General features: G+C 60.8%; 24 protein-coding genes and 1 pseudogene. 6 read left to right on the forward strand and 19 right to left on the reverse strand.

The window, feature by feature from the left end; genetic code table 11:
* Positions 1-12: 12 nt before the first annotated feature.
* Positions 13-756, reverse strand: coding sequence for an SDR family oxidoreductase (locus H0Z09_RS12215; RefSeq protein WP_186690843.1), 744 nt, complete (start codon positions 754-756; stop codon positions 13-15).
* 138 nt (positions 757-894) lie between these two features.
* On the opposite strand from H0Z09_RS12215, the gene H0Z09_RS12220 reads away from it, so the two are divergent.
* Positions 895-1,815 (forward strand): AraC family transcriptional regulator, encoded by a 921-nt coding sequence (locus H0Z09_RS12220; protein WP_186690844.1) that lies wholly within the window; start codon positions 895-897, stop codon positions 1,813-1,815.
* 213 nt (positions 1,816-2,028) lie between these two features.
* On the opposite strand, the pseudogene H0Z09_RS12225 reads toward H0Z09_RS12220, so the two are convergent.
* The 4 genes and pseudogenes from H0Z09_RS12225 to H0Z09_RS12240 all read right to left on the reverse strand — a co-directional run.
* Positions 2,029-2,185: pseudogene (locus tag H0Z09_RS12225) on the reverse strand (transposase domain-containing protein); the annotation flags it as partial.
* Between the two features lie 58 nt (positions 2,186-2,243).
* On the reverse strand, positions 2,244-3,173 hold the full coding sequence (catA, locus tag H0Z09_RS12230; RefSeq protein WP_186690845.1) for a catechol 1,2-dioxygenase: 930 nt from the start codon (positions 3,171-3,173) through the stop codon (positions 2,244-2,246).
* A 41-nt stretch (positions 3,174-3,214) separates the two neighbouring features.
* Positions 3,215-3,505, reverse strand: coding sequence for a muconolactone Delta-isomerase (gene catC, locus H0Z09_RS12235; protein ID WP_186690846.1), 291 nt, complete (start codon positions 3,503-3,505; stop codon positions 3,215-3,217).
* Positions 3,506-3,517: 12 nt separating this feature from the next.
* Complete coding sequence (locus H0Z09_RS12240) at positions 3,518-4,645, reverse strand: muconate cycloisomerase family protein (RefSeq protein WP_186690847.1); 1,128 nt, start codon at positions 4,643-4,645, stop codon at positions 3,518-3,520.
* Positions 4,646-4,759: 114 nt separating this feature from the next.
* Between H0Z09_RS12240 and H0Z09_RS12245 the strand changes: the two genes are divergently transcribed.
* A complete protein-coding gene (locus tag H0Z09_RS12245) occupies positions 4,760-5,635 on the forward strand; it encodes a LysR family transcriptional regulator (RefSeq protein ID WP_186690848.1) in 876 nt (291 codons plus the stop codon).
* Positions 5,636-5,696: 61 nt separating this feature from the next.
* On the opposite strand, the gene H0Z09_RS12250 is transcribed toward H0Z09_RS12245, so the two are convergent.
* The 10 genes from H0Z09_RS12250 to H0Z09_RS12295 form a co-directional block, all read right to left on the reverse strand.
* Entirely contained in the window at positions 5,697-6,194 is a 498-nt protein-coding gene (locus tag H0Z09_RS12250; RefSeq protein WP_186690849.1) for a flavin reductase, read from the reverse strand.
* Between the two features lie 11 nt (positions 6,195-6,205).
* Positions 6,206-7,165 carry a PDR/VanB family oxidoreductase gene (locus H0Z09_RS12255; RefSeq protein WP_186690850.1) on the reverse strand — a complete coding sequence of 320 codons (960 nt, stop codon included), beginning with the start codon at positions 7,163-7,165 and terminating at the stop codon, positions 6,206-6,208.
* Positions 7,166-7,215: 50 nt separating this feature from the next.
* Positions 7,216-7,956 (reverse strand): SDR family NAD(P)-dependent oxidoreductase, encoded by a 741-nt coding sequence (locus tag H0Z09_RS12260; protein WP_186690851.1) that lies wholly within the window; start codon positions 7,954-7,956, stop codon positions 7,216-7,218.
* A gap of 11 nt (positions 7,957-7,967) precedes the next feature.
* On the reverse strand, positions 7,968-8,444 hold the full coding sequence (locus H0Z09_RS12265; protein ID WP_186690852.1) for an aromatic-ring-hydroxylating dioxygenase subunit beta: 477 nt from the start codon (positions 8,442-8,444) through the stop codon (positions 7,968-7,970).
* A 15-nt stretch (positions 8,445-8,459) separates the two neighbouring features.
* Positions 8,460-9,734 (reverse strand): aromatic ring-hydroxylating dioxygenase subunit alpha, encoded by a 1,275-nt coding sequence (locus H0Z09_RS12270; RefSeq protein ID WP_186690853.1) that lies wholly within the window; start codon positions 9,732-9,734, stop codon positions 8,460-8,462.
* A 19-nt stretch (positions 9,735-9,753) separates the two neighbouring features.
* Positions 9,754-10,116 (reverse strand): IacB protein, encoded by a 363-nt coding sequence (locus H0Z09_RS12275; protein WP_186690854.1) that lies wholly within the window; start codon positions 10,114-10,116, stop codon positions 9,754-9,756.
* Between the two features lie 16 nt (positions 10,117-10,132).
* On the reverse strand, positions 10,133-11,305 hold the full coding sequence (iacA, locus tag H0Z09_RS12280; RefSeq protein WP_186690855.1) for an indole-3-acetate monooxygenase: 1,173 nt from the start codon (positions 11,303-11,305) through the stop codon (positions 10,133-10,135).
* A 365-nt stretch (positions 11,306-11,670) separates the two neighbouring features.
* The gene (locus H0Z09_RS12285) at positions 11,671-12,294 is read right to left on the reverse strand and encodes an NIPSNAP family protein (RefSeq protein ID WP_186690856.1); all 624 of its coding nucleotides are present in this window, start codon (positions 12,292-12,294) and stop codon (positions 11,671-11,673) included.
* A gap of 91 nt (positions 12,295-12,385) precedes the next feature.
* Positions 12,386-12,916, reverse strand: coding sequence for a nuclear transport factor 2 family protein (locus H0Z09_RS12290; RefSeq protein ID WP_186690857.1), 531 nt, complete (start codon positions 12,914-12,916; stop codon positions 12,386-12,388).
* Between the two features lies 1 nt (position 12,917).
* Positions 12,918-14,042 (reverse strand): amidase, encoded by a 1,125-nt coding sequence (locus H0Z09_RS12295; protein ID WP_186690858.1) that lies wholly within the window; start codon positions 14,040-14,042, stop codon positions 12,918-12,920.
* A gap of 191 nt (positions 14,043-14,233) precedes the next feature.
* Here H0Z09_RS12295 and H0Z09_RS12300 point away from each other — a divergent pair, with 191 nt between their 5' ends.
* Both H0Z09_RS12300 and H0Z09_RS12305 read left to right on the forward strand, forming a co-directional pair.
* Positions 14,234-14,710 (forward strand): MarR family transcriptional regulator, encoded by a 477-nt coding sequence (locus H0Z09_RS12300; RefSeq protein WP_186690859.1) that lies wholly within the window; start codon positions 14,234-14,236, stop codon positions 14,708-14,710.
* A 138-nt stretch (positions 14,711-14,848) separates the two neighbouring features.
* The gene (locus H0Z09_RS12305) at positions 14,849-16,333 is read left to right on the forward strand and encodes an aldehyde dehydrogenase family protein (protein ID WP_186690860.1); all 1,485 of its coding nucleotides are present in this window, start codon (positions 14,849-14,851) and stop codon (positions 16,331-16,333) included.
* A 498-nt stretch (positions 16,334-16,831) separates the two neighbouring features.
* Here H0Z09_RS12305 and H0Z09_RS12310 read toward each other — a convergent pair whose 3' ends face one another.
* From H0Z09_RS12310 to feaR, 3 genes are all read right to left on the reverse strand, one after another.
* A complete protein-coding gene (locus H0Z09_RS12310) occupies positions 16,832-18,163 on the reverse strand; it encodes a hypothetical protein (protein ID WP_186690861.1) in 1,332 nt (443 codons plus the stop codon).
* 69 nt (positions 18,164-18,232) lie between these two features.
* Entirely contained in the window at positions 18,233-18,697 is a 465-nt protein-coding gene (locus tag H0Z09_RS12315; RefSeq protein WP_003172924.1) for a DUF4440 domain-containing protein, read from the reverse strand.
* Between the two features lie 216 nt (positions 18,698-18,913).
* Entirely contained in the window at positions 18,914-19,813 is a 900-nt protein-coding gene (gene feaR, locus H0Z09_RS12320) for a transcriptional regulator FeaR (protein WP_186690862.1), read from the reverse strand.
* 238 nt (positions 19,814-20,051) lie between these two features.
* On the opposite strand from feaR, the gene H0Z09_RS12325 reads away from it, so the two are divergent.
* Both H0Z09_RS12325 and H0Z09_RS12330 read left to right on the forward strand, forming a co-directional pair.
* The gene (locus H0Z09_RS12325; protein WP_186690863.1) at positions 20,052-22,193 is read left to right on the forward strand and encodes a methyl-accepting chemotaxis protein; all 2,142 of its coding nucleotides are present in this window, start codon (positions 20,052-20,054) and stop codon (positions 22,191-22,193) included.
* 104 nt (positions 22,194-22,297) lie between these two features.
* A complete protein-coding gene (locus H0Z09_RS12330; RefSeq protein WP_186690864.1) occupies positions 22,298-22,798 on the forward strand; it encodes a hypothetical protein in 501 nt (166 codons plus the stop codon).
* Between the two features lie 16 nt (positions 22,799-22,814).
* On the opposite strand, the gene H0Z09_RS12335 is transcribed toward H0Z09_RS12330, so the two are convergent.
* Positions 22,815-24,026: an MFS transporter gene (locus H0Z09_RS12335; protein ID WP_238340232.1), complete on the reverse strand. Its 1,212-nt coding sequence runs from the start codon at positions 24,024-24,026 to the stop codon at positions 22,815-22,817.
* Positions 24,027-24,030: the final 4 nt, after the last annotated feature.

Raw genomic sequence — 24,030 nt, forward strand, 5'->3', positions numbered from 1 at the left:
ACCCTCATGTATTCAGATGTTGTAGCCACCGGCCACTTCGAGTGTCTGGGCATTGATCCAGGCGCCCTCTTCCGACAGCAACATGGCAATGACGCGCGCGACGTCTTCCGGCTCGCCCACCCGGCCGAGTGCCGTTTGCGCCGCCAGCTTCGCCTCGAACTCAGCGTTCAGCCCCCCGCCCAAGTCGGTGCGGATGGCGCCGGGGGATACCGCGTTGGCCCGTATGCGCCGATCGCCGAATTCTTTGGCCATGTAACGGGTGAGCACCTCAAGCCCGCCCTTGAAGGCAGCATAGGGTGCCACGCCAGCGGTGGCGACGCGGGTAGTGGCACTGGTCAGGTTGACAATACTGGCATTTTCCGCGAACAGCGGCAGTAGGGTTTGAGTGAGAAAAAACGGCCCCTTGAGGTGCACGTTGAACAGGCTATCGAACTGCGCTTCGGTGACAGTTGCCAAGGGATTGAACAGACCGTACCCGGCATTGTTGACCAGGCCATCCAGCAAGGTGGCGTTCCAGGTGTCCCGCAAGGTCAGTACCACTGACTCGCGAAACGCTTCGAAGCTGCCTACATCAGACACGTCGAGCTTGAGGGCGACAGCCTTGCCACCGACGCGCTCGATGCGTTCCACGACTGAGGCAGCGGCCTGGGAATCAGCGTTGTAGGTCAGGATGACACCCCTACCGCGCCGAGCAATGTACTCGGCTGCACTGGCACCGATTCCACGGCTGCCGCCGGTAATGACGATGACGCTCATTTGATGTTCCTCTGTGGCTTATAGGTGGCCCCACAGTACTCATCATGATCGCCAGGGTCGTGCCCATTTCAACTTGAAACCTGCCTGTTTCTGCTTTTCGCTTGCGTGGCGCAGCGTTCTGCCGTCAGCATGCCCGGCATGGACAATCAACTGAATGAACTCAGGTCGCTCGCGACCAAGGCTGAAAATCGCCGCACCGAAACGGGCATTCCGCGCGTGGCCATGGTCAAGGGCAAGATCCCCGAACACATGCTGGCGGCGGTCTATGACCCGATGATCAATGTGATCCTGCAAGGCAGTAAAAGCATGAGCGTGGGGGATCGGACGCTTCGATATGACCCTGCGACCTATTTCGTCATGTCCATTGATTTGCCGGCAGTGGGGTCTGTTCATCCAAGCGTATCGGGAGAACCTTACTTGGCAGTCAGCCTTACTCTCGATCCAATTGTGTTGTCGGCGCTGTTTGAAGACCTGCCCAAACCTGTCAGCCGTCCTGAGAACAATCTCGGGTTTTCAGTAGCTCCAGTCACGACCGATCTGATGGATGCTTGGGTGCGAATGTTGCGATTGATGGGCGATCCGGACGCCATCGCAGCCTTGGCCCCGGTTTATGAACGGGAAATCATCTTTCGTGTGCTCCAGGGTCCCCATGGCTGGATGCTGCGGGAGATCGCAGCGCCCGATACGGCGATGGCCCGAGTCAACATGGCGATCCAGTGGATCCGCCGTGACTTCGCGCAGCCCATTGGTGTGGAACGCTTGGCGCAACGAGCATCAATGAGCGTCTCGGCGTTTCATCGCCACTTCAAGGCAGTCACCAGCTTGAGTCCTTTGCAGTATCAAAAACGGGTTCGTCTGCTCCAGGCTAGAACACTGATGGTGGCCCACGCCAAGAGTGTCATGGCGGCTGCCTTCGAGGTCGGCTATGAAAGTGCGACACAATTCAGCAGGGATTATTTACGGGTGTTTGGACTTCCTCCTGCACAAGATGCCGGAAGGATCCTCGGGAAACGAGCGCCATCAGACGCTCATCAGCGTGAGGAATGGATAACCGGCTAGAAAAGATCCATGACCGTCAGCCAATTCGGATTTACCGGTTAGCCTCGCTGATAGCCAGCCTCTTGACGATTGAGTTCTGGACCCTCCCTCCGGATCAAATGTGGAATTACACTGAAAGCCAACCAAAGCCACGCTGGTGTTTATCAGGAATCGCCATTCGCGATTGCTCACCCATCCGGTGCAAATGGGAGGCAAACCTGGCGGCATATGATCAATTTCACTCGCCCGCTGAGTCGGCAGGCGCGTGAGAACGTTTTTCAGATATACATACGGATCAATGACCATTGACCCGCGCAGACTGGATCAAGCTCATGATCGCCGCCGCCCGTTTGCCGCTGCGCAGCGACCCAGCCAAACAACCCGTTCGACCGCTCGCTAACCGATCCACAACTACCGCGAGCAATCCATGCGCACATTTTTGTTCGCGCTCAATCCTCGAGCGCACGAACGCGCTGCATGCGCTGCTGCTCTACCGGCGCAGCGGCCACCTGCAGCTCAAAGTCAAAATCAATCTGCGCAAAGCGCCCTTGCACGCCCAACTCCTGCGCCAGCTGTTGATCGTCGCTGAAGCGGATTTCGGCGATCAGTTCATCCCGTGTCGCATACGCAAAGTCATCGTGCAGGTACGGGTCATCCGACAGGTTGATCTGCGTGGTCAGGTGACGATAACCCGGGGCCGAGATAAAGAAATGGATATGCGCCGGCCGCTGCCCATGACGCCCCAGCTGGTCAAGCAACTGCTGAGTCGGACCGGTCGGCGGGCAGCCATAGCCTGATGGCACGATGCTGCGAAAACGGTAGTTGCCTTGGGCATCGGTCTCGATGCGGCGGCGCAGGTTGAACTCCGATTGGCTGCTGTCGAACCAGGAATACGTGCCGCCGGTGTTGGCCTGCCACACATCGACAATCGCACCGGCCAGGGGATTGCCGTCGGTGTCGCGCACCTGGCCACGCATGAACAGTGGCACTGCGGCATCGGTCCCATCATCCAGCCGCGCTTCGTACCTGGACAACGGCGCACCGGCCACATAAAGCGGGCCTTCGATGGTACGCGGGGTGCCACCAGTCTTGCCGGCCTCGACATCGGCGGCGTCCATCAACATGTCCAGGTAATGCTCCAGGCCCAGCCCGGCGACGAGCAGCCCGGCTTCCTGGTTCTTGCCCAGTTCGTTGAGGTAGTTGACCGCCTTCCAGAATTCTTCGGGGGTCACCTCCAGGTCTTCGATGATGTTCACGGTGTCGCGCAGAATCCGGTACACCAACGCCTTGGTGCGCGGGTTGCCGCCATCGTTAAGGTTGCCGCTGGCCTCTTCAAGAAACTGTTGAGCGTGGGCGGTCTGTGACAGTCGGATGGACATGGTGCGTTCCTCATCTTGTAATTATTGGGTGAATGACAGGCTTAGCGGTCATCTTCATGGATCGACGAAGGATGCCGGCACAAGGCATTCACTTCGATGGCCATATAAGGGAAGAGCGGCAGTTGCATCAGCAGGTCGTGCAGGTCTTGCACGCTGTCGACATCAAATACGCTGAAGTTGGCGTAGTGTCCGGCGATACGCCACAGGTGGCGCCATTTACCCTCCTGTTGCAGACGCTGTGCCAGGGCTTTCTCATCGGCCTTGAGGCTGGCCGCGCGCTCGGGGTTCATGTCCAGGGGCAGGTTCACGGTCATTTTTACATGGAACAACATGGCACGTGCCTCTCAGTGTTTGTCACGACGGAAGAACGCCAAACGCTCCTCATCGATGGTCAGGCCCAGGCCCGGGGCGGTTGAGACATGCAGGTGGAAATCCCGATACACCAGCGGTTCGGCAAGAATGTCCTCGGTCAGCAGCAGCGGGCCGAACAGCTCTGTGTCCCACGCCAGCTTGTTCAGCGTGAGGAAGGCATGCGCCGAAGCCAGGGTGCCGATACCGCCCTCGAGCATGGTGCCGCCGTACAGGGCGATGCCCGCGGCTTCTGCTATCGCAGCCGTACGCAACACCGCGCGGGGGCCGCCGTTCTTGGCGATCTTGAGGGCGAACACCGACGCCGCGCCTTCACGGGCCAGGTTGAAGGCGTCCTCGACACATTCGATGGATTCATCCGCCATGATCGGCGCCGGGCTCGACAGATTGAGCCGCGCCATACCGCCGCGGTTATAGCGTGAAATCGGTTGCTCGATCAGGTCGATACCGTTGTCGCCCAGCACCTTGCACGCGCGCAATGCCACCGCTTCGTCCCACGCCTGGTTGACGTCCACGCGCACACTGGCGCGGTCGCCCAGGGCCTTTTTGATTGCGATCACGTGGGCCAGGTCGTGGTCGACCTCACCGGCACCGATCTTCAATTTGAAGATGCGGTGGCGGCGCAGGTCGAGCATCTTCTCGGCCTCGGCAATGTCCTTTTCAGTGTTGCCGCTGGCCAGGGTCCAGGCCACCGGCAACGCATCGCGCACGCGACCGCCGAGCAGTTCGCTGACCGGCAGGTTAAGACGTTTGCCCAACGCATCGAGCAAGGCGCTTTCGACACCGGACTTGGCGAAGGTGTTGCCGCGAATGCTGCGCTCCAGGCGCAACATGGCCGCATTGATATTGCTGGCGTCCTGGCCGATCAGCAGCGGCGCAAAATGGCGATCGATGTTGACCTTGATGCTGTCGGGGCTTTCATTGCCGTAGCTCAGGCCACCAATGGTGGTGGACTCGCCAATGCCTTCGATACCGTCGGCGCAGCGCACGCGGATGATCACCAGGGTCTGGTTCTGCATCGTGTGCATCGCCAGCTTGTGCGGGCGAATGGTGGGGAGGTCGACGATGATCGTCTCGATCGACTCTATGGCGCAAATGGGCATGGTGATACCTGTTGAGTTCTTTTTAGATTTAAGCCGATTCTGTTCCCTATCTTTCAAGGCATCCAATATAGAATGGGTCTCGAACAATACCCTTAGGGTATGAAAGGAGTGATCATGGAATTACGTCATCTGCGTTATTTCCAGGTGCTGGGGGCAACCCTTAACTTCACCCGCGCCGCCGAACGCCTGCACATTGCCCAGCCGCCCTTGAGCCGGCAGATCCAGCAACTGGAGGATGAGCTGGGGGTGATTCTGCTCGAACGCGGTCGACCGCTGCGGCTGACCGAGGCCGGGCGGTTTTTCTATGAGCACGCCAATGTGTTGCTGGAACAACTGAACAAGGTATGCGCCAACACCCGGCGCATCGGCCAGGGCGAGAAGACCTGGCTGGGCATCGGCTTTGCGCCGTCGACCCTGTATGGCGTGTTGCCGGAACTGATTCGGCGGCTGCGCACCCACGAGGCGCTGGAGCTGGAATTGGGGCTGTCGGAGATGACCACCTTGCAGCAGGTCGAAGCCCTCAAGGCCGGGCGGATCGATGTGGGGTTCGGGCGAATCCGCATCGACGATCCGGCTATCGTCCAGCGCGTACTGGTGGAAGATCGATTGGTCGCCGTATTGCCCGCCGGCCACCCGTTGCTCGCCGCCCCCGCCACCCTCGCCCAATTGGCCACAGAGCCTTTTGTGCTGTACCCAGGCAACCCGCGTCCCAGTTATGCCGACCACGTGATCGCGCTGTTCGACGCCCATGGCCTGAGCCTCAAGGTGGCGCAATGGACCAACGAACTGCAAACCGCCATCGGCCTGGTCGGCGCGGGCATGGGCGTAACCCTGGTGCCGGCCTCGGTGCAGGTGCTGCATCGGGCAGATATAGGTTATACGCCGATTGTGGAAGCCACCGCGACCTCGCCGATCATTCTGAGCCGGCGGGTGAATGACCAGTCGCCGGGGCTTACACATTGCCTGCACTTGGTGGAAGAATTGATCTGAGTTCCTCTGGCCGGGTTTGTCTGAATTCGGCTGCCGTTCGCCCCTCCAGCGAACGTGGCATTCAGCAAGCCTTGGAGGCTTCACCCAGGCGGTGATAGGCGCGGTTGAAATACACCAGGCCCTCCTCCGCCTCACCCTGGCGGATGGTCTGGATCTCGCAGTAGAAAATACTGTGGGATCCCACTTCGTGTACCTGCGCGATACGGCAATCGAAGTTGACCAGCGCGTCGAGCATCACTGGCGCACCGCTTTCCAGGGTGGTCCACTGCGTCACGGCGAAGCGCTCATCCATGCTCAGCGCCCGGTTCGCGAACGCCCCGGACATGTCCTGGTGATCGCCACGCAGAATGTTCACGCACACCGCGCCATTACGCTTGAAGTGCTCGTTGGAATGCGAAGATCGATTCATACACACCAACAGCGTGGGCGGTGAATCGGTGACGCTGCACACCGCCGAGGCGGTAAAGCCGAACCGGCCCGCCTCGCCATCGGTGGTGATGACCGTCACGGCGCCGCCGAGCATGGCCATTGCATTGCGAAAGCTGCCTATGTCTACCATGGTCGTTCCCCTCAGATATCCAGCACGAGTTTTTTGGATTTGGCTCGTGAACAGCACACTAGAATTTGGTCATTGCCGGCCTTTTCATCGTCCGTGAGGTACACGTCGCGATGGTCCGGCTCGCCTTCGAGCACGTCGCACAGGCAGGTCCCGCACACCCCCTGCTCGCAGGAGATCTCGATCTTGATGCCCACCTGCGCCAGCGCGGCGAGAATGCTCTGCCCTTCGGCCACTTGCACAGTCTTGCCGCTGCGTGCGGCCACCACTTCAAAGCTGCCACCCGAGCTGTCCACGTCCACCTGGAAATATTCCTTGTGGATGTGCGACTCGCTGTAGCCCTGCTTGCGCGCGCCCTGGATCACCCAGTCCATGAAGCCTGCGGGGCCGCAGGTATACATGTGCACGCCGGCCTCACCCTTGCCCAGCACCTTGGCCAGATCGAGCTTCTGCTCGGCCCCTTCGTCATCGAAGTGGGTGAACACCTGCGCGGCAAACGGTGCGCTGGCCAGTTCCGCGAGGAACGCACTGCGCCCACGCTCACGCCCGCAGTAGTGCAGTTCGAAGGTCTGGCCGGCCGTGTGCAGCGCATAGGCCATGGCGATCATCGGCGTGACACCGATACCGCCACCCAGCAACACAGAACGCGTCGCCCCGGCGGCCAGTGGAAACAGGTTACGCGGCACACTGATCTGCACCTCGCGGCCTTCGAGCAGGGTGTCGTGCACCCCGACCGAACCACCCCGCGAAGCCGGGTCCCTGAGCACACCCAGGCGATACAGGCTAGGGTCGGCAGGATTGCTGCACAGTGAGTACTGGCGCACCAGCCCCGGCCCGATATGGATATCGACGTGCGCACCGGCATCGAACACCGGCAGCGGCGCGCCGTCACGACGGGTCAGGTCCAGGACGACAACGCCGTCCCCTTGCAGCTCGCGCTTGCGCACGACTACGTCCAACAGTTCTTCAGTCATGGCCGTTATTCCATGGAGTTCGCAAAGGCCGCCGTGGCGGCCGTTATCAGTCAGCGCATGAACAGGCCGCCATTCACATCCCAGGTCGCCCCGGTGGTGAAATAGGCTTCGGGCCGTGCCAACTGCACAATCAAGTCACCGAGAAAATCCGCATCGCCCAGGCGTTGCACCGGAATATTGGCCAGCAGGCCCGGCAGACGCTCGGCCGGAATCGCCGCGCGCACTGCCGCCGACTCGATAGGGCCTGGAGCAATAGCGTTAACCGTCACCCCGCGTGCGGCGAACTCCTTGGCGAAGATCTTGGTCAGCGTCACGATGCCACCCTTGCTCGCGGCATAATGCGCGCCGGTCGCGGTGCCGCCGTTCTGCCCGGCCAGGGAAGCCATGTTGATGATGCGTCCATAACCGGTCTCGGCCATGTGCGCGCCCAGCACCTGGCAGCCGAGGAACACGCTGCGCAGGTTCAGGCCGACCACGGCATCGAATTCCTCGGGGCTGATCTGCATCAGCGGCGTGGTTTTGGTCACGGCAGCGTTATTGACCGCCACGTGCAGGGTGCCGAAACGCGCCAGCACCTGCTCCAGGCCCGCTTCGAAATCGGCCTTGCTGCCGGCATCCAGTTGCAGCGCCAGCGTGCGCTCGCCGGCCGGGTCCAACTGTTTGGCGCAGGCTTGTGCGGCGGCAAGGTTGAGGTCGGTGACCACCACCGAGTACCCCGCCCGCAGCAGGCTGGCGCAGAAATGCTGCCCCAGGCCCTGGCCCGCGCCGGTCACCAATGCGATCTGGCTCATGTCGGCGCTCCTTAAAGGATGTAGCCGATACCGGCAAGGGCATCGTCACTGTTGATCAGGCTGATCACTTTGCGCTGGATCTTGAAGCTCCCCTCGCTGCGGATCAGTTGGTAGGTAAGGTCGGCGCTGTAGAACTTCAGGCTTTCCTTGCGGAACTCACGGATGTTCTGCGCGCAACGCACAGTCACCTGCGCGCCGTCATCGGCCAACACCCGGAACCGCGACTGCATGCGCACGGTGCGCGGCTGCGGGCTGGTGGAGATCGATTCGCCGCCGGTCAGGCGCTGCACCCGCAGCTCACGCATATGATGGTCGTCGTAGGCGTAGTTGAGGGTGTTCTCGAAGTCGGTTTCCCTGGGGTCAATGGGAATGATGTAGGTGCCCTTCTCGGTCCACATCTTCAACCAGCCCTCGTACTCACCGTGGTCGAGCATGTCGCCTTCCTGCCAGATGAAAGCGGTCACTTCTTGCAGTAATTGCAGGTTCATAAGGTTCTCCACGGATCAGGCCGACATCATCTTTTTCCACTGCTGATAGGCGGCGCGCATACCGGTTTCGGCACTCACGTCGGATACCAGCCCGTCTGCACTGGCTTGCTCGCCGGGCAGGCCGCGGTTGAGCATGATCCACAGGTCTTCACCGGCGCTGGCGCCCTTTTGTACCCGTTCCCAGGCCTCGGAATCGTCCGGCGTGCCGAAGCCCATCGGGCCCTGGAAGTGTTCATGCAGGCGCAGGCGATAACGGTTGGCCACGGCCGGACCGCCGTCCATGGTGATCACCGAATGGTGAATTTCGGTCTCGGTCACCGAGATCGGTTGCAGCACCCGGAAAAACGCCATCGAGCAGGCGACGTTGGGGAACAGGTTGAGATTGAAGCCGGTGCCGCCCACCGCGCGCACGATGCGGCGCACCTGCTGCTCCTCGATGCCTTCGTCACGCAGCTCGGCCGCCAGCCCTTCGAAGCGCTCGGGGATGGGCTTATCAAGGTCGGCTTCGAGGTCGACCAGGTCGGGAATCATCACCATCACGCTGTGGCCGTTGCCCAGGTCCTCGACGTAACCGGGGCCCTTGACGAAATCGAACAGCTCAAGGGTCTGCTCGTCCACCGACGACAGAAAGCTCTTGTGCACCAACGGGAAGTGGTAGGCGTCGGTGGTGTTTTCCAGCTGGATCTTCCAGTTGCCCGGGAAGCGGAAACGGTGCTCGCCCGGGACCTTGATGCCGTAGCCGGCGCCCTGTTTCATGAACAGGTCCATCCATTTCCTGGCGGCGCCGAGGTAGTCCTCCAGCGGCTCGATGTCGTCCTTGAAGGTGGCGAAGATCATGCCGGCATAACTTTCCGTGCGCAGGCTGACCAGCGGCAGCTCGGCCTTGTCGATGCAGTCGCCGTAGCTCTCCGGGTGCGGAATACCGCGCAGCGAGCCATCGAGCGCATAGCCCCAGCCGTGGTACGGGCAGACGAAGCTGTTGGTCTTGCCTTTTTTGTGTTCACACACGGTGGCGCCACGGTGGCGGCAGCGGTTGAGCAGCACGTGCACGTCTTTCTTGCGGTCACGCACCACAATCACCGGCTGCTTGCCGATATAGGTGGTCTTGTAGCTGCCGTTGTCGGGAATCTCGCTTGCGTGGGCGACCCAGATCCAGGTGCTGTAGAAAATCTTTTCCAGCTCGGCGTCGAACAATTGTGCGTCGGTGTACATCGAGGTGTGGACGCGGTCGGCCTGCACCAGGTCGGCGGGGTCGACCTCAAGGTTTACAGCGGGAATCAGCTTGCTCATGGGAATGTCCTCGTCGGCATCAAGTGCGCTGAATGATCAGCTCGCGCCCAACCCGGGCTTCAACCTTGGTGTAGCGCCACAGCTTGTAAGGGCCATCGCCCACCGGCGTGGTGCGAAACAGGTTGCAGGCGGCGTGCACGGCCTCGATGTCCGGCACGTCGGCCAGCAGGTAAGTGGTCCACGGGAAGCCATCGGAAGGCCCGACCATGCTCTGGTCGTCATCCATGTTGCCCAGCACCTTGACGCCGGCGAGGTCGTGGATACCGTTCCACATTGCACTGAACGCTGCCCACACCTGCAATTGCTCATCGCGCGCGGCATCGAAAAAATTCTGGTTGATGCCCATGCAGAACAGCACGCGCAAGGTCTTTTTATCGCTCATTTTATTTCCTCGACGGTTAGAGATAGCCGGGCAAAGGCTGTTTGCCGAAGAACATGGCTCCGGCGTTTTGATAGGTGATGTCGCCCATGAACGCGTGCTGGGTCACCACTTGGGCGTCGTTGACACAGCGCGCCAGCGGGCTGTCGTTGTACACGCCGCTCATGCCCGAGAGCATCTGCGCGGTACGCGCCACCTCGGCGGCGACACGGGTGGCATGGGTCGACGACAACCGCAGCAGGTTGGTCGCGGCCACGGGCACCGCGTCGCCGGCCAGCACGTAATCCCAGGCGTGTTCGATGGATTCGTAGAAGAACGCCCGCGCGGCACGCAGCTCGGCTTCCGCCCGGGCAATGTCGACCTGGGCCAGGGGCCGATCGGCAATCGCCGGGGCGCCAGTGACCGAGACACGCCCGCTGGCCATGTCGGCCAGGGCATCGAGTGCGGCACGCGCCACGCCGAGACCAACCACCGAGAGCACCTGGGTGGCGAATGACAGCGATGGGTAGCGGAAGAACGGTTCGTCCAGGTTGGGCAGGCCGCCGCGCACGAAGGTCCACTCCTCACTGACCCGCACATTTTCGGCGACCAGGTCGTGGCTGCCGGTACCCAGCAGGCCGACGGTGTCCCAGGTTTCGTCGACGCGGATCGCACTGCGCGGTATTACCGCAATGCGCGGCAGACCGAAGGTATCGCCGTTTTTCGGGGCGATGCCGACACCGACGATATCGGAGCCCAGGGAGCCGCTGGAGTATTTCCAGCGACCATTGACCATAAAACCGCCCTCGACCACTTCAGCCGGTTGCGGCGGGAAGATGCCGCCGGCGAACACCACGTCCGGACCGTTGGCATACACCTTGGCGATGCTCTCGAGCGGCAATGCCGCCAGGTAGACCGGGCTCATGCCGAAACTGGCGACCCAGCCGGCAGAGCCGTCGGCCTGGGCGATGCGCTCGATCACCTGGCAGAACTCGGCCGGCGAACATTCCAGGCCACCGAAGCGCTTGGGCACCAGCGCCCGGTACACGCCGTGCTGTTTGAAGGCCTCGATCACGTCCTGCGAAATGTGGCGCTGACCGTCGAATTCACCGGCTCGGGCACGTTCGCGCACATCGACAAGCAAGGCTTCGAAGGCGGGGCCACTGGCAAGCGAGCTCACCGTGCCAACCGCTGGTTTTTTAAGCGAATGCATAGATTAACTCCGTTGTCAGAAACGGTATTGGGCTGGGCAGGAAGTCAGCGTCGAGCTGAGACGCGGGGCGGAGCGAGGGCGATGGATCGGCATAGTGGTTACCTTTGTTTTTGTGGGTGCCGTTGGAGAGAATTTGAGCGCAATTACGTGAATTGTCAATTGAATTATCGTGCTTATAAACACCACTAATCACGTAAAAGCTTGCGGAAAAAACAAAGAAATAGTGGCTTATGCCTCTGTTTTTATTGAGCAATGCCCTGGATTGAACCTTGGACATCTTCTAGATGTTTTTTAGATTAATTTATTTTTTTCCAAAAAAAGTGGGAATTGGCTTGTCCGCTCCCACACTGGATCTGTGCCATTTTTCAGCGCAACGGCGAGAACGGTGCCGGCAGGTACACCGTGGAATGCATCTGCAGCAGTTGCGGCGCGGAATTTTCCGGCGGCCAGGCGCCTTCGGCCACGGCGCGGGTGCGCACTTCAAGACGCTGCTCCAGCGAGTTGTAGGGCCAGATGTGCAGATAGCGCGGAATCTGCCCGCTGGTGGCATAGAAAGCGGCATACACCTGGGAATAGTCCGGCCCGGTGCGCCGCTCCACGGCCTTGCCCCAACCGCGCAACGTCGGTACCAGCCCGCTGGGCACGAGGTTGTATTCGCGTAACTCATAGAACGGGCCATGAACCCCGGGAGGCAGCGGTTCGACAAAGTCGAAGGCGCTGTAATCATCCACTTGCTGTTCAAGCAGATATTCACCAATCGCAAAGCCATCGGACGCCAGCAGATAGCGCTCGCGTTCGCGTTCTCGGCAGCCGCCATCGTCGAACCCGCGCAGCACCGCGATACGATTCTGCGAGCCGATTTCCGACACCCAGCAGCCCATCAAATGCACGCCCTCGCCCGCCTCGCGCAAGCTCTGCTCCAGACGCGGCAAGGCTTGCGGCACAGTGCGTACACGCAGGGTGAAGGTCAACAATTCGAACAGTTTCACAGCAATCTCCAGGCGCCACGCGCACAGCGCGACCGCCGTTATCGGCAGTCGCGGAACATGAAAGTCAGGGGTTATCCGTGAGCGCTATCGCTCACTGTGCGGCAGGCTTGGGCACCGGCAGCTCGGCATCGCTGTTCCATGCCTGCACCGGGCGGCTGAACAGGTTTTCGGTCTGGAAATGCGCCATGCGCCACTGCCCGTCTTCCTCGGCAAAGCGCACGCTCAGGCGCGCGGCGTTGAGATGGGAAACGCCGCTGGCGAAGGTGGAGGTCTGCAACATCACCCAGCTGCCGAGCACGGTGTCGGCCCGCACCTCAATCAGCTCGCTGGTCAGAAAGTGCACGTTCAGGGCAAAGTGCGCCGGGGTTTTCATGTAGCCGGCGAACATCGCGGCAATGGCTGCGCGCCCGCGATAGCCACCGAAGCTTTGGGCGTACCTGGCGCCCTTGCCCTCCCACACCGCATCCTCGGTGAACAGGCCGGCCAGTTCGTCGAGCGGCGTGTGGGCGTCCAGGGCATCACACAGCACCATGTAGCGGTTCATGCAGGCGCGCGCGCTGTCCTGGATTTCAAAACGGCGCAGGCGTTGTTCCAGGTCCAGGCGGGGAATGGTTGTGCTCATCTCACACCTCATGCCCGCTATACAGGCGCTCAAGCAGGCGACCGGCGATGGCCAGCAGTTGCTCATCCGCGCCCTTGGCCCCGACCAATTGCAGGCCAACCGGCAGGCCCTCGGCACTGGCCAACGGGATGCTCAACGCCGGGTGCCCCGACAGGTTGAACGGGCGCACGAAAGCAGTCATGCCCAGCACTGCCTGGGTGTCGGTCGCCTCGGCCAGGGTCAACGGGAACTCCGGCATGGTCGGCAGCACCAGCACATCGACCTGCTGCAGCGCCGCATCGACCTCGGCGGTGAAGCGCAGGCGCACCTGCTCGGCCTCGGCCAGCGCGGCCGCCGTGGTGTTGCCGGCGGCCGCCAGGCGCGCGGCGATGTCGGCGCCCACCTTGCCGGTGTCCAGCAGGTGCCCGCAGGCATTGAAGGTCTCGCGGTTGATCACCACCATGCCGGCGTCATAGGCCGCCTTGAGGCTGGGCAGCGTGAGGGTTTCGGTGGGCAGTCGGCTGCCAGCGATGGTCGCGTCGATCACGCGCTGTACCGCTGCGCTGGCCTGCACGCTCACAATGCCCAGGCGCGGCGCGGCCGGCGCCGGTGCCGGCTTGAAGGCAGGGTCGATTGCCTGCATGGCCGTGACCAGCATCGGCAGGCTCGCGGCAAACGGGCCGACGCAATCAAGGCTGCTGTGCGTCGGCATCACGCCACGGCGGCTGATCCGGCCGAACGTCGGCTTAAAACCGAACACGCCACAACAGCAGGCGGGAATGCGTACCGAGCCGCCCGTGTCCGTGCCCAGGGAGAAATCCGTCAGCCCGGCGGCCACGGCGGCTGCCGAACCGCTGGAGGAACCGCCAGGAATACGCCCGGGAAAACGCGGGTTCGGCGCGGTGCCGGCCCAGTGATTGATCCCTGTGGTGCCGAATGCCAGCTCGTGCAGGCTGGTCTTGGCCACCAGGCGGCAGCCCTTGTCCAGCAGGGCCTGCACCACATCGGCGTGGGCGGTGGCCGGCGCCGCGTCGTCCAGGGCCTGGCTCGAGGCACGGGTAGGCAGGCCGGCGATATCGATGGTGTCCTTGACCATTACGGTCGGCCCATCGCCGCCAAGGGAAAGCTGTTCAATCACCAGGGTCATGTCACGTTACCTTCAGTGCGAATTAAGGAATGGGGACGCCCGATGCGCCCTTTCCTTTTTCACACTCACCGAATATTACGTGAATTGTCAATTATATTTCTGACTGTCGGCCTGGACCGCACAGATCAATAACCGTGCCCAATTCACGAGAAAAGTCTATGATTGCTCGCCTCCCTCGACATGAGCACATCATGAGCCCACCAAAAAAACACGCAGGCCGCTACGACCCCGGCAGTGAAGACTTTCACAAAGAAGATTTTCCGTTCTACTGGCTCGCCATGGTGCATGGCCGCTACAGCCAGTACATGGAAAAGGCCCTGAAGAAAATCGGCCTGGACATCCCGCGCTGGCGGGTGTTGTTCATCCTCAAGGAGAACGGCCAGTCGAGTATTTCGGAAATTTCCACCCACGCCATCGCCAAGCTTTCCACCATCACCAAAACGGTGTATCGCATGAAGGAAGACGGCCTGGTGGACACCGCGCCCTGCGAGGACGATGGCCGCGTCACTCAAGTGCGCATCACCGCGCAGGGGCGCGAAGCGATCGAACGCATCCAAGTGGCCACCGGTGATGTGTTCAAGCGCAGTTTCAACGGCATGACCGAAGCGCAGATCCAGCGCCTGAACCGCATGCTCGAAACGGTGTTCAACAACCTCGGCGAACCCTAGGCCAGCCGCGACACAGCCTGTCGCGCATCACCAATTCCCTGGCAGGCTCGAACAAGCAGCCAGGCGTGTATCGGCTTTTAATGCAGAGGTCTTTCGAGCGCCCGACGGGCGCGACGAACCCTTCATTGGAGCGCCGCCATGCACATTGCCTTATTGCCCTCAGTCGTTGCTTTCCTGGGCCGCGACCATTCCAACTTCATCGATGGCGCCGTGCACACCAGCGCGTCGGCGCAACGCATCGGCATCGTCGACCCCGGTACCGGCGAGACCGTCGCGCAGTTGCGTGACGCCCAGGCCGAGGACGTTAACCTGGCCGTCAACAGCGCCTCCGCCGCCTTCAAGGACGCCTGGGCAAAGGTCACGCCCTACCAGCGCGGCGTTCTGCTCAACCGCCTGGCCGATCTGATCGAGGCCAACGGCGAAGAGCTGGCGCAACTGGAAACCGTGAGTTCCGGCAAATCGATCAACCTGTCGCGGCATATCGAAGTGGGCCAGAGCGCAGTGTTCCTGCGTTACTTCGCGGGCTGGGCGACCAAAATCGGCGGCCAGACCATGACCCCGTCGTTTCCCTCCATGGACGGCGAGCACTACAGCGCCTACACCCTGCGCGAGCCGGTCGGCGTGGTGGCGGCCATCGTGCCATGGAACTTCTCGTTGATGATCGGCGTGTGGAAACTCGGCGCCGCGCTGACCACCGGCTGCTGCGTCGTGCTCAAACCCAGCGAATACACGCCGCTGTCCCTGCTGCGCCTGGCGGAGCTGGCGATTGAGGCCGGGATTCCGGCGGGTGTGATCAACGTGGTCAACGGCCGTGGCCAGGTCGGTCAGCAACTGATTGCACATCCGCAGGTGCGCAAGGTGTCGTTCACCGGCTCGGTGCCCACCGGCATTGCCGTGGGCAAGGCCGCCATGGGAGCCGACCTGACCCGTGTGACCCTGGAGCTGGGCGGCAAGAACGCCGCCGCGCTGTTGGCCGACGCCAATGTCGATGACGCCGTGGCGCGCTTCGTACAAGCGGCTTATGTGCACCAGGGCCAGGTGTGCGCATCACCCGAGCGCTTGTTCGTGCACCGCTCACTCGTCGAGCAAGTGACACAGAAGATGGCGGCGATGCTGTCGCAGATGATCATCGGTTCACCCCTGGATGAACACGCACAGTTCGGCCCGCTGTCGAACAAGCCGCACTTCGACAAAATCCTCGGTTTTTTCGAGCGTGCCCTGCAAAGCAACCAAGTGGTGTGCGGCGCGCGCGCCGTGGACCGCGCCGGTTACTACGTCGAGCCGACGCTGATCGTGGCCACCGGCAAGGACGACCCGCTGCTGCACGAGGAAACCTTCGGCCCGGTGGTGTGCGTGCTGGCGTTCGACGATGAAGAAGAATTAGTCGAGCTGATGAACGACAGCCCGTTCGGCCTCACCGCCAGTATCTGGACCAACGACCTGTCCAAGGCCTTGCGCCTGATCCCGCAAATCGAAGCGGGCACGGTGTGGGTCAACATGCACACCTTCGTCGACCCCAGCGTGCCGTTTGGCGGGATGAAGGCGTCGGGTGTCGGGCGTGAGTTCGGCAGTGCGTTTATCGACGATTACACTGAGCTGAAATCGGTGATTATCCGCTACTGACACGAAAAAACTTGTGGGGCAGATCAAAAGCAGATCTCTATCTACCTGATAGATAGAGATCCAAATGTGGGAGCGGGCTTGCTCGCGAATGCGGTGAAACAGTCAGCACATGTATTGACTGAGAAACCGCATTCGCGAGCAAGCCCGCTCTTATCAAACTCAAAATAACCTATTGATTTTTCAAGGGTTAAAATTTCATTCTGAAATCTTGAATCTTGCATAAGTATTTCAGACAACTGCATTCTTGTGGCGAGCGGGCTTGCCCCGCGTTGGGCTGCGAAGCAGCCCCAAAACCAACCGCAGAGGAATGTCTGATACACCGCATTCGTCTTCATTGGGGGCGCTTCGCACCCCAACGCGGGGCAAGCCCGCTCGCCACAGAAGCCCCAGTTTGATGCGCGACAGCGCCAAGTTGATGATTTGGCGGGGCCTCCCACATTACTTGTGAACGAGTACGGCAGACACGCATCGGCCCGCCGCACTCAACTGGCTAAAGGATCAGAACCGGGTCGAGATCAACACCGCGCTATACACATTGAGCTTGTCATCCCCCAACTGCGCGCCGCCATGATCCGCATCTTTGCGCGGGTCGTAGAGACCCAGCATGGGCGACAGCGTGATAGTGGGTGTCACCGACCAGTCCAGGATGAAATCCAGCTCACGCCCCGAACTGTCAATGGCACCACGGGTACGCTGGTTACGAAAATCATAAGCCAGAACGTTCACCGCGAGTGTCTCGTACGGCTGCGCGCGCCAGTACACTTGCTGGATCGTGGTATTGGCGCCAAAGGGTCCTGCATAGTTGGCGGCAACTTCGCCCTGGAACCAGGTACCGTAACCACGGCTGAAGCCATAGAGAAGAGAGTCCCATTCGACCCCATACCGACTGAAGCGATACCCCAGTGTCTGCTTGCCCGGCAGATCGGCGAAGGTCCATGCTGCCTCGACATAACCCGCCTTGGCATTACCCCGCCGGGTGTTTTGCACAGCGATTTCCGATGACAGGAACAGCCCGGGTACGCCGGCATTTCCCGTAGCGCGCAAGCTATAGACATCCATGCCATCGCGGTCCGCCTGAATACCGCTCGCGAACTTCCGATCAACCCCAAGCCCATGCAGATATGTCAGGCCAATCGTTCCCATATCGGCAGTGTATTCAAGGGTGGAAAACGCCATCTCGACTTTCGCCTGAATCGGGTTGTCCGACTTGAACCAGCCGAGCGAGCCATGCAGTCCCTGCTGACCACCGAGCTTCAACCAGAAAGTCTGGTCAAATGCACGGCGAGGCGTGATGTAATAGCCGCCCCCACGATTGTAACGGTTGTCTGCGACGCCCCTGCCCGCGCTGATGCCGTCACCGGCGACGAGAAAACCGTCACCGAGCAGGATCGCCTGCCGGCCGGCGGAAACTTCCACACCGTCTTTGCCAAGCGCCGGAAAGAGATCAGCCGAGCGCCAGCCGGCAAAGGCCTCTTCCCATTTATCGGTGCGCTCGGTGCCATTGGTAAAACCTGCCGCATCACCATCGCCCCACGTCGCCGACGCGGTGCGGTTCACCGTACCGAACACCGACCCCAGATCATCGCTGGTCAAACTGCCGCTCAAGCCATACTTGATGTAGCCCTCCTGCCAGCTGGAATGCCCCGGTGCGCGATTGCCCCACTGTTGATAATTTTTCTGGCTGTGGAAAACGCCCACGGTAGAACTCACATCCAGCGACAACCTGCGATCGGGCTCATCGACCAGCACATAGGCCTGCCCGACAGTGCACCAAAGACTCCCCGCGATGCAGACGCAGCACCCTATTACATTCGTCAAACCTGGTTTCATGACTTGCGCGCTCCCTGGCGCGCCGCACGGCGGCGCACCGTTATTATTATTGTGTTGACCAAGCCTCTATCACTGAGCGATTGCACCATTGGCAAACATGTCTGCGACGATGAACCAATGACCGTGCTCTTTCTTCCAGACAAACAGGCTCTTCATCTTGAAGGGGGCCTCGTTGCCTGCCGGAGTCACGTCCCACGTCACCCAGGTGTAGGCGGACTCATCGTTGAGTTGCACCAAGCGATTGAGATGTATGACGGTGCTCTTGGAGCCCTCCATCAGATGCTGAACCAGGCCGGTAAGCTGCGCTTTGCCCTGATAAAGCTCCGCTACCCCTTCGCCGGTGATCTGGGTCTGCTCGGTGTAGACCTGCTCGACAACTGTCTTGGCATCTTTCTTCGGCCAACTGGCGGCAATGCCGTCCAGCTTGCTCTCAATGATGGCCTGCAACGGTTCGGACGATTGCGCATGTGCGTAGGCAGAGCCGCAGGCCAGAGCAGCCAGAAGCACAAGAGAAGACGACATTTTCTTGTTCATGGAGCACCCGTTTCAAGAATGAATGGATCAGATCGCTGTGGGCCAGTTTCTAAACTGGCACACAGAAATTTTGATGCAGTTGGGCGCCGATTGATTGGACGTGCTGGACAGCATTTTGCAAATTATTGCCAGGTTGCGCTCAAATCGCGGACAACAAAAAGCCGCGAGGATGCGACACTAAAGCAGTCACATCCGCGCGGCTCGCCGCCCCCAGGCTCAGTGCCCGCGACTTCTGTAGGTGCTCGGTGTCAGCCCCGTCTGCTTTTTGAACGTCTTGGAAAAATGCGCCGAGTCGGCAAACCCCCAGTAGCTGGCGATCTCGGTGATCGAGCGATGCGCGCAAACGGGGTCGCGCAGATCCTGCGCCGCCTTCAACAACCGCTCACGCAGAATGTACCGGCAAACACTGTCGCCACTGGCTTCGAACAGCCTGTAGAGCTGGCGGTTGGAAATGCCCAACTCTTCAGACAACGACGCCGGCGACAGCCGCGGTGAGTCGAGTCGCTGCTGGATGAGCGATTGCACTTCATGCAATTGCCATCCCGGCGAGTGGTCGCAGGCGCGGTATTCCAGCACTGACTCAAGCAAGGCAACCAATGCTCGTTGCACACCGTCACCATCCTGCGGGCAAGACCACTGCGCCAGTTCGCCTCCCGCAACCTGACGCACCAGCGTGCCAAGCAGTTGACCACAGACCCCCGTAGTCGAAAGCTTGCCGAAGCGGGTACGGTCCAGGCCCTTGAACAACTCGCGCGGCAAAGGAATCGATACATGGGAAAACAAGCCCTGGGGAGTCATTTTCACGCCCTCGGAAAAGTCGAGCAAGGCGAGGTCACCCGCGCGCAGGTCAATCACCCTGTCCCCCAGCTCAAGGGCCATTGAACCTTGCTGCTGTAACACAAGGAAACACCGACCCGCCGAATCCCGCACGCTTGCCCGACCCGCCTTGGCAATCACATTGGCATTACTGCGGATGTGGGCAACCGCCGTGCTGCCCATCAGCGTTTGTTTCATATCCCCGATGAAAAGGCTCTGGCAGTGGTCATAGCGCGTTTCGAAACGACCGCAGACCGCATGCACTCTTTCGTTCCATGCCGACAACGCTTGACCATTCATAGATATTCTCCCGGGGAGACGCTCCAAATTAGTGCGCTTTTCACGTGATTAAGGTAACAATAAAGTCTACTTTTAGTGACCAAGCACAGAGCGCGCCAACTCGTGGAAAAATCCACTGGACGGCTATGATTTTGTCTGCTGCCGCCAAGCCTTTGTGCAAGGGCGCCAGCCCATATAGTTTGCAGCCCGAGCCCGATAGCCTGTGGTATCAACCACGCGCTGCGGAATCCAACACATCATGACCCTGGTATTGAGTATTCAAAACAAGATCGCCTTGCTGGCAAGCGTCTGCCTGGCCGCAGTGCTGGCACTGGTTGTGGGGCTGTCCCTTGAGCAACGCCAAACCAGTGAGGATTTAATGCTCGGCGCGTCGGGCCAGCTGTTGCTCACGGCCGCCCAAGGCAACCTGCAGGCCGAAGGTCAATCCCAGGCCCTGGCCATCCAACAGGGATTCAGCCAAACGTACGAGTTTGGTCAAGGCCTCAGTCGTCAGGTAATGCACCTGCGTGATAGCGCCGACAAGAGCCCGGCGGCCTCCCGCGCACTGAGAAAGGACTTGGCCCAGGTACTGCAAAAGGCACTTACCGAACGCCCCGAATTGCTGGGCCTGTTCGTTGCCTTCGAACCCGACGCCTTGGATGGTCACGATACGGAATTCAAAGGCCAGTCAACGCTGGCCAGCAACGACAGCGGGCGCTTCTCGATGTACTGGCTGCAGCCCTCGCCCGGCAAGCTGGAAATGATCCCGGGCGATGAAAGGCTCTTGGCCGATACCTCGCCAGGCCCCAGTGGCGCGCCGTTCAACACCTTCTTCACCTGCGCCCGCGACCACGCCAAAGCCTGCCTGCTTGATCCCTACATCGACACTTCAAGCGCGCCGGCGCGGCTGGTCACCACGATTGCCATACCGATGATTGAAAACGGTAAAGTCGTGGCTGTGCTGGGCCTGGACATCAGCCTGGAGACCTTGCAACGGAATGCTCAAAAAGCCAGCGCCAGTATCTATGACGGCCAGGGCGGCATTTCGATTGTGAGCGCGGCGGGCGTAATTGCCGGTGACAGCCTTCATCCGGAGCAACTGGGCAAGCAGTTGCAATCGATAATTCCCGCACAGGCGGCCGATGTGCTCAAGGCTATGCGCGAAGCACAGGTGCGGCCCCTGGAAAATGAGCAACGAATCAGCGTGATCGTGCCGATCCGGCCGTTTGCCGATGCAACACCGTGGGGAGTGGTCGTCACCGTCGCAAAAGACGTCTTGGCCGCCCCGGTGGTCAACTTGAAGGACCAGATGCACACGCAGCGCGTCAGAAGCCTGCTGCTTGAACTCGCCCTGGGCATTGCGGCGGCGCTACTGGGGGGCGCAATGATGTGGCTGACGGCCCGCAGCGTCACCCGCCCCCTGCTGCGCGTGGCACGAATGCTGGAGGATATCGCCGATGGCGAAGGCGATCTCACACGGCGCTTGGCGTACCCGGCCAGAGACGAACTGGGCCGAGTGTGCAACGCCTTCGACCGGTTCCTGGATCAATTGCAGCCGGTGATCGCAGCGGTGCAGGGGGCTGTCCATAACGCGCGCGAGACGGCCGACCAGTCGGCTCAGGTCGCCAGCCGCACCCATGCCGGTATGCAACAGCAGATTCGCGAGTTCGAACAAATGGCCACCGCCCTGCACGAGATGTCAGCGACGTCGCAGGATGCCGCCCGGAGCGCCGCGCAGGCAGCGGATGCTGCTCGGCATGCCGACCAGGCCACGGGCAATGGGGTGCGCGTGATCGAAAACACGGCCCAGGGCATCCAAGCCCTGGCCGCCGGCATGAGCAAAGGCATGATGCGTCTGCAGGCATTGTCGTCGAGCAGTCAACAGATAGGCACGGTCATGGAAGTCATTCTCTCTATCGCTCGGCAGACCAACCTGCTCGCCCTCAATGCCGCCATCGAAGCGGCACGGGCCGGTGATGCAGGTCGCGGCTTTGCGGTGGTGGCCGATGAAGTCCGTAGCCTGGCTCAGCGCACACAGGCGTCGGTCGAAGAGATCGGTGCCGTGGTCGAAAACCTACACAACGGCACCCACGATGTGACGACGGCGATGCAGCAGAGTCATGACCTGGCCCAACACAATGCCACCGAGGCGCGCCTGGCCCTTGACGCGCTGGAACAGATTCGCCAGGCGGTCGGCATCATCACCGACATGAACGTACAGATAGCCTGCGCCACGGAAGAACAGAGCAGTGTCGCCGAAGAGATCAATCGCAACGTCGAAGCGGTACGCGACGTCACGGCCTCGCTGTCGACCCAGGCCGAACGCTCGGCGAGCATCAGCCAGCAACTGAACGAACTGGCCACCGAACAACAGGCGCTGGTGCAGAAGTTCAAGACCTGAGCGCAATGGCCAGACCCTCTTTCCATCACCCAGGATGCCCCATGTTCAAGATCGCTTTAGTGACGTTATCCCTGACATGCACACCTGTACTTGCCGAGACGAATATGAATTCAAAAGCCGATGAAACCGCATTTGCGGCGCTGATGCAGAAGGAAATCACCAACCGAGCCACGGCTCGCTACGCCATCGAAGCCATTCTGAATCGGGATCAGCCGCAGGCGGCCAGGCAATTCTGGAGCAGCTATCAAGCGCTTGAGACATTGAATGAGGAGGTCTATGCAGCACCGACCCTGCAATTGCGCGTGAAGCCCAATCGCTTCAGCGCATGGCTCAAAGGTCAGTCAGCGGCGTTGTACTACTGGCTGGCGCCCAAGCGCATGATCAAGACCATGGCGCAGGCCACCGGAGAGTACTACAAAGAGATCAATGCCGATGCCGCGCGGGTGCCTGCGCGGCATGAGGGTTTCTACCAGTATGTGTTGCACCAGGAGAACGTCCAGGTTGAAGCGTTTGCCCTGGCGGACAAGGATGATTACGCCACCGCCAGCGAACGCCTGGCGGCGTTCGTCGACGCTCAGCGCAACAACGCGGTGCGCGCGCAATAACAGCTTGTCACCTGTCTTACAGCCTGGACATGACCGCGGTGTCTGAATCCCTGGCGCGATTGAACGCCAGTTGAGCTCTCAACACCGCAGCACCATAGATGGCCAGGACCGCCACCGAACAGGCTCCAGAGAACACCAATACCGCCGAGTAGCCAAACGCCTCGATCAGGAACCCGCCAATGGCCGGCCCGAATGCAGCACCGAGAGACAGGCACAGCGCGCCCAGCGCGACAAGCTTGCCCGACAGGTCGAACTCGGCCATGACGCCAAAGGTGTAAGCCAGCACGAAGCTGATCGAAAACAGAAAGCAGATAACCCCCACGACATAGGTCGTCAGAGAGGAGAACTGTGCCAGCGCCACCAGGCCCAGCAACTCCGCGAGGATGATCACTGCCACCGGCATGAAGCGCCCCACCTTCAGGCCGATCGCCGACGCGATGAAACCACCGCCTGCATTGATCAAAAAGCCCAGCGCCAGCACCATGCCGATGGTATCGGAGCTCAGCCCGGTCTTTTTCCCCATCAGTTCGAGGAACGCCCACACCGACATGATGCCGGTCAGGAAAACCAGGCTGGCTACCAGACTCAACCATACGATGGCGCGACTTTCGGTGCTGGGAATCTGCACAGCAGCATCGGACGCATCCAATTGGCGCTCGCTACGGCGCGGCACCCAGGGCAGCGGCAGAATGCCCATCACCACCATGGCAAGGGCGATGGTGATCAACATGCCTTCAAAACCCCACACCGGCGCCACCGCCACCGGCAGCAGGATGAGCAGGAAGGCGCCCGGTACCGTCTCGATACCCAGCTTGAAACCAAACGCACGTTCGGGCTGGGAGCTGTCACCGAAAATCGTCATGGCCAGGGCATACAAGGCGCCTGTTCCGGCGCCCGCCAAGGCCATGATCACCAGCAGCATTTCATAGGAAGGGTCACGCAGAACACATAACACCGCGCCCACCACCAGCGCCGACGACAGCGCTGAAATAACCCGCCAGCTGAGTCGGTGGATCCACAGCAATGACGCCAGCCCGAACGCGCCAAACCCCAGGTTCATGGCCATCGCGAGGTTACCCAGTTGGTGCTCGCCGAGCCCGAATCGCTCGGCAAACGCTCCAAACAGCACCGGTAGCACGTTCAATAACAGTGCGCCCGCCCCTGAGACCAACCCTGCACAGAGGTAGACGGAAGTTTTATCGATCGGATTTGTTTTTGTAGTTTTCATTGAG

The organism is Pseudomonas sp. SWRI18 (assembly GCF_014268345.1).
Lineage (GTDB): Bacteria > Pseudomonadota > Gammaproteobacteria > Pseudomonadales > Pseudomonadaceae > Aquipseudomonas > Aquipseudomonas cedrina.